Raw genomic sequence first — 5811 nt, forward strand, 5'->3', positions numbered from 1 at the left:
ACCACGATGCCGACGCTGAACGGCAGGAACGAGACGCCGGTCTTGAGCGCGCTGTAGCCCATGATCGACTGCACGAAGATGCCCAGGAAGTAGAACATCGAGAACATCGCCGCGCCGACGATCAGCATCACGAAGAAGCTCACGCCGCGGGTCTTGTTGGCGAGGATCCGGAACGGCATCAGCGCGTGCCGCGAGCGGGCCTCGATCGCCAGGAAGGTACCGATCAGTGCCAGGCCGGCGAAGATGAAGATCAGCGTCCAGGTGTCGCCCCAGCCGTTGGTGGCCGCGTGCGTCAGGCCGTACACCAGCGAGGTGAGACCCGCCGTACCGGTGATCGCGCCGGGCAGGTCGAACTTGCCCGTCTGCCGCTCCGACTCACCGAGGAACCGGAAGGCCAGCACGGCGACCAGCAGGCCGATCGGCGTGTTGATGAAGAACGTCCAGCGCCAGGACGCCTCGGTCAGCGCGCCGCCGAGGATCAGGCCGACGGCCGCGCCGGCGCCGGACATCGCGGCGTACACGGCCATCGCGCGGTTGCGCTCCTTGCCGGCCGGGAACGTGGTGGTGATCAGGGCCAGCGCGTTCGGCGAGGCGGCCGCGGCCGCGACGCCCTGCAGGATCCGGCTGGCGAGCAGCACGCCCTCGCTCTGCGCGATACCGCCGACGAACGACGCCAGGCCGAACAGCACGACGCCGACCACGAACACCCTGCGGCGGCCGAGGATGTCGCCGATCCGGCCGCCGAGCAGCAGCAGACCGCCGAACGCCAGCGCGTACGCGTTCACCACCCACGGCAGCGAGGCGTCACTGAAGCCGAGCGCGCCCTTGATGTGCGGCAGCGCGATGTTCACGATGGTGCCGTCCAGCACCACCATCAGCTGCGCCATGCAGATCAGCGCGAGCGCGATACCGAGATTGCGATGACCGTGCGCCGGGGCCGCGGCCACGGTGTCGACCGGCCGTCCCTCCGGCGGGTCGGCGTTGATGGTTCCTTCGGACATAAGAAAGCTCTTCCCCTCTTGGCAGACTGTCTTGGTCGCGAACCGGCCCCACACCGGTTCAGCTCGCCTGCGACCCCCGCGCCGCAGGCATGATCACGTTGTCGATCACTCGGAGGATCAGTTCGTCGGTCGGCTCGACGCCGAGGATGTAGGCGTGGTGGATGATCACCGCGGGCAGCGTCACCGACAGCAGCTGGACGTCCACGTCCGGCGCGATCTCGCCGCGCGCGACGGCACGCTCGTACACCTTGCTGGTCAGTGCGTTCCGGGGCGCCAGGAAGCGCTCGCGGAAGGCCTTCTGCAGGTCGTCGTCGCGGTGCAGCGCGGTCAGCAGCCCGGCCACCACGGACATCGGCACCTCGTCGGTGAACCCGCCGTCGCCGCACGCCATCGAGATCAGGTCGCCGCGCAGGCTGCCGGTGTCGACGTCCTCCGGCATCGGGCAGCCCTTGGCCCGGCTGATCGCGTCCACGACCAGCTCGGCCTTGGTGGACCAGCGCCGGTACAGCGTGGCCTTGCTGGCCTTCGCCGCGGTCGCCACCGCGTCCATCGTCAGCCGGTCGTAGCCGAGCTCGGCCACCACCGCGACGGTCGCGTCGAGGATCTCCTCCTCACGCCCGCCTTCGACCCGCGGCCGCTGCCGCACGCCTGCATCCATTGCCATCACCCTGAGTAGTCACCAGTGTACGGATAGAACGAAACGGTTTCGTTCCATCCACCACGTTACGACTCATGTGAAGGAATGCACAAAGGATTTTGGCGAGAATTCGCCAGTGGCATAGGTCACCCTCCGTACCAGTCGATCACTGGTACGGCGCCGGCACGCGGGGCTGAGAGCCCTAGTCGTCGTCCTCGGCGGAGCGGGCCTGCTCGAGGCGGGAGGAGATCTTCGCGGCCCGGGTGTCGATCTTGCCGGCCAGCCGGTCGCGGGCGGCCCGCAGTACGAAGATCGACAGGATCGAGGAAACGACCAGCGCCAGCAGCGCGATCGGCCAGATCGACAGCCAGGTGTGCAGCACGACCCACAACACCCCGAGGCACACCGCGAACAACCCGGCCCGCAGACCGGTGTAGATACCGAACTCCTTCACGCCTACAGCATCACATACGGCTGATCCGGCTCAGAGGCCGGAGTACGCGTGGAAGCCGGAGAGGAGGAGGTTGACGCCGACGAAGTTGAAGAGGAAGACGCACCAGCCGGCGATCGCTACCCAGGCTGCCCGACGGCCCCGCCAGCCCGCTGTGGCGCGAGCGTGCAGGTACGCCGCGTACACCACCCAGGTGATGAGGGACCAGACTTCCTTCGGGTCCCAGCCCCACGCGCGGCCCCACGCGTAGTACGCCCAGATCGGCCCGGCGACCAGGACGGCGAACGTCCACACCGGCAGCGAGAACGCGTGCACCTTGTAGGCGACCGCGTCGATCCGCCCGGCGGACGGGACCCGCCGCAGCGCGGCCGGCATCGGTTTCCCGTCGAGGTCACGGGCCTCGGCCCGGGACTTGATCAGGTAGAGGATGGACGCCAGCCCGCCCAGCGTGAACCCGCCGCCCGCGATCGCGGCCGCGGACACATGGATCACCAGCCAGTACGAGTGCAGGGCCGGCAGCAGCTCGCCCGCCGGGACGTAAAACGCCAGTACGGCGATGCCGAGAGCGGCGGTGATGACGAACGTGACGCCGAGCCCGAGCCACTGCAACCGCTGACGCTTGAGCAGCGCCAGGTACACGATCGCCACCGCCAGCGACGCCGTGATGGAGAACTCGTACATGTTCCCCCAGGGCACCCGCCCCGCTGCGAGCCCGCGGGTCAGCACACCTCCCAGGTGGAACACGAACGCGAGCACGGTCAGCAGCACACCGATCCGGCTGGCCTGCTCCCCGCGCAGCGAGGAGCCGTCCTCGTCCGGGGCTTCCGCGCTCTGCGCCACCTCGGCACCCTGAGCGGGCACCTCGGCGCCGTCCGATGCGACCAGCACCTTCGGCTCCGCGGCTTCCTTCTTCACCACCCGGAGGCCGACGGCCCATTCGGCCGTGTGGGCGAGCATGGCGAGGGCGTAGATGATCGTCGCGGTCGGGATCAGCAGATTCGACAGCGATGCCAGGGTGGCCGGGTTCATACCTGCTCCTGCTTCCTCAGAGCCTTCACGATCGCGTCGATCTCGTCACCGAGCCCACGCTCCAGTCCCCGGTCCAGGCCGGCGACCTCGACCACCGTACGCCCGTCGGTTTCGCGGACCCGCACCCAGGTACGCCGTGGGTGCACGAACAGCGAGCCCATCAGGCCCAGGATCGCCAGCAGGATGCCGGCCAGCGCCAGGTTCGTCCCGGGTGTGTGGCTGACCTGCAGCTTCACCCACCGGCTGTAGCCGTTGAACGTGATCGAGCCGGCCTTGTCGGGCAACGTGACGCTCTGCCCGGGCGCCAGCTGGAACCGCCACTTGTCACCGTTCTGCGTGAACTGCGTCAGCTTCGTCTTGTCCAGCTGGTACACCGACTGCGGCTTCCCGGTCTCGGGCTGCGGGCGGCCGTAGTACCCGGTCATGACGAGCGCCGGGTTCAGGCTGTCCGGGAACACCGACACCGGTCCCTGCTGGCCGATCACGGCGGTCGGCAGGAAGTACCCCTCGAACCCGAGGGTCTTCGGCCGCGCGTCCGGCGCCTTGATCACGCCGAACGACGAGAAGTTGGCGTCCTGCGGCAGGAACGGCGCCGGACCCGAGAACGCCACGTTGCCCTGCCCGTCGCGGACGGTCACCCGCGGCGCGTACCCGTGCCCCAGCAGGAAGATGTTGCTGCCGTCCAGCTTCAGCGGGTGGTTGACCTCGAGCAGGTACGACTTCTCCGGGGCGTCCGGCGTCTCCTGGTAGGACAGCTGCGCCTTGAAGGACCGGGCCGCGCCCTTCTGCGGGCCGTCCTGCTGGAACCTGACCTGGAAGTCCTTCACGGTCAGCGAGAACGGCGGCAGGTCGTCGTCGCCGCCGAACGCGCGGCCCGGGGTGAAGTCGTCGTACTGCGCGAGCGAGTTGGAGAACCCGTTGCCCACGACAACCAGAACGGTGCCGTGGTACCCGAACAACGAGCCCCAGGCGATGCCGATCAGCGCCACGATCAGGGAGAAGTGGAAGAGCAGGTTGCCGGCCTCGCGGAGGTAGCCGCGCTCGGCGCCGACCGCCCCGTCGTACGACTCGACGCGGAACCGGCGGCGCTTGAGCTCGCGCTTCGCGACCTCCAGCACGTCACCCGGCGAGTCGACCTCGAAGCTCTGGTACCCGGGCAGGCGGTTCAGGTTCCGCGGCGGCTTCGGCGGCCGGGCCCGCAACGCCTTGAAGTACACGGAGAGCCGGGGTACGACGCAGCCGATCAGCGAGATGAACAGCAGCAGGTAGATCGCCGAGAACCACGCCGACTTGTAGACGTCGAAGAGCCCGAGCTTGTCGTACAGCGGGCCGAGCTTCGGGTGCGCGGTGAGGAAGTCCGACACCTTGATCGGGTCGATCGGGGTCTGCGGGACCAGCGAGCCGGGGACCGCGCCGAGCGCCAGCAGGAACAGCAGCACCAGCGCGGTCTTCATCGACGTCAGCTGCCGCCAGGCCCAGCGCAGCCAGCCGACCAGGCCGAGCGCCGGGGGCGGCTCGTTCCCGGAGTTGCCGGTCGGTGCGGTGATGGAGTCCTTGACCTCGGTCACGTCACACCGCCGACCCGAAGTTGGCGACCCACTGCCGAAGGTCCGCGGTCATCGAGTCCCACACTCCCGTCAGCAGCAGCAGTCCCACCGCGATCATCAGTACGCCGCCGATCCGGATCACCAGCAGCTGGTGCTTGCGGACCCAGGTCACCGCGGACAGCATCCGCCGGAACGCCAGCGCCGCCACGATGAACGGGATCCCCAGCCCGAGGCTGAACACCAGCGCGAGCACCGCGCCGCGGCCGGTACTGCCCTGGGTGGTGGCCAGCGTCATCACGGTCCCGAGCGTCGGACCGATACACGGCGTCCAGCCGAATCCGAACAGTACGCCCAGCAGCGGCGCGGCCGCGATCCCGACCGCCGGGACCCGGTGCACCCGCAGGTCGCGCTGCATGAAGCCGAAGCCACCGAGGAACACGATGCCGAGGACGACGGTCAGCCCGCCGAGCACCCGGGTGATCGCGGTCCGGTGATCGATCAGCAGGTTGCCGGCCGTGCCGAACAGCACGCCGGTCAGGATGAACACGGCGGAGAACCCGGCCACGAACAATGCCGTACCGGCCAGCATCCGGCCGCGCTTGCCGGAGCCGAGCTCGGCGGCGGACAGGCCGGTCACGTACGAGAGGTAACCGGGCAGCAGCGGTACGACGCACGGCGAGAAGAACGAGATCGCACCGGCCAGCACCGCGATCGGCAGTGCGACCAGCATCGAGCCCGTCATCGACGAGGCGAACCACTGTCCCATCAGCTCAACCGGCGTCCTTCACCATGCCCAGCAACGTTTGCTTGGTCACCTCACCGACGACCCGCCCGGCGACCTTGCCGGACTTGTCGATCACCAGCGTGGTCGGGATCGCCGCCGGCGAGATCTGACCGCGGAACCGCAGCAGGGCCTTGCCGTTCGGGTCGTAGACGTTCGGGTACGGCACCCCGAACTCCTGGACGAACTTCTTCGCGGGCGCCGGATCGAGATCACGGGTGTTCAGCCCGACGAACTGCACCGACGACCCGAGCTCCTTGGCCGCGGCAACCAGATCCGGCGCCTCCTTGCGACAGGGCGGGCACCAGGAGCCCCACACGTTCAGGACGACGACCTTGCCCTTCTGCTCCGACAGGGTCCAGGTC

At 68.8% G+C, this 5811-nt stretch carries 7 protein-coding genes; all 7 read right to left on the bottom strand.

The annotated features are described in order from the left end of the window. Positions 1-1001 (bottom strand): MFS transporter (locus tag VFF46_RS33175; protein ID WP_325041195.1); only part of this gene is annotated, 1001 nt, incomplete at its 3' end. 58 nt (positions 1002-1059) lie between these two features. After that, a complete protein-coding gene (locus VFF46_RS33180) occupies positions 1060-1659 on the bottom strand; it encodes a TetR-like C-terminal domain-containing protein (RefSeq protein WP_325041196.1) in 600 nt (199 codons plus the stop codon). A gap of 181 nt (positions 1660-1840) precedes the next feature. Next, a complete protein-coding gene (locus tag VFF46_RS33185; protein WP_325041197.1) occupies positions 1841-2092 on the bottom strand; it encodes a DUF4229 domain-containing protein in 252 nt (83 codons plus the stop codon). 30 nt (positions 2093-2122) lie between these two features. Continuing rightward, positions 2123-3118, bottom strand: coding sequence for a c-type cytochrome biogenesis protein CcsB (gene ccsB / locus VFF46_RS33190; RefSeq protein WP_325041198.1), 996 nt, complete (start codon positions 3116-3118; stop codon positions 2123-2125). Next, positions 3115-4686 (bottom strand): cytochrome c biogenesis protein ResB, encoded by a 1572-nt coding sequence (gene resB / locus VFF46_RS33195; protein ID WP_325041199.1) that lies wholly within the window; start codon positions 4684-4686, stop codon positions 3115-3117. The genes ccsB and resB overlap by 4 nt, the downstream gene beginning before the upstream one ends. 1 nt (position 4687) lies before the next feature. Next, the gene (locus VFF46_RS33200) at positions 4688-5395 is read right to left on the bottom strand and encodes a cytochrome c biogenesis CcdA family protein (RefSeq protein ID WP_325041201.1); all 708 of its coding nucleotides are present in this window, start codon (positions 5393-5395) and stop codon (positions 4688-4690) included. A gap of 40 nt (positions 5396-5435) precedes the next feature. Then, positions 5436-5811, bottom strand: a 376-nt coding sequence (locus VFF46_RS33205; RefSeq protein ID WP_325041200.1) for a TlpA disulfide reductase family protein, incomplete at its 5' end; no start/stop codon positions are given.

The organism is Kribbella sp. (assembly GCF_035655035.1).
GTDB lineage: Bacteria > Actinomycetota > Actinomycetes > Propionibacteriales > Kribbellaceae > Kribbella.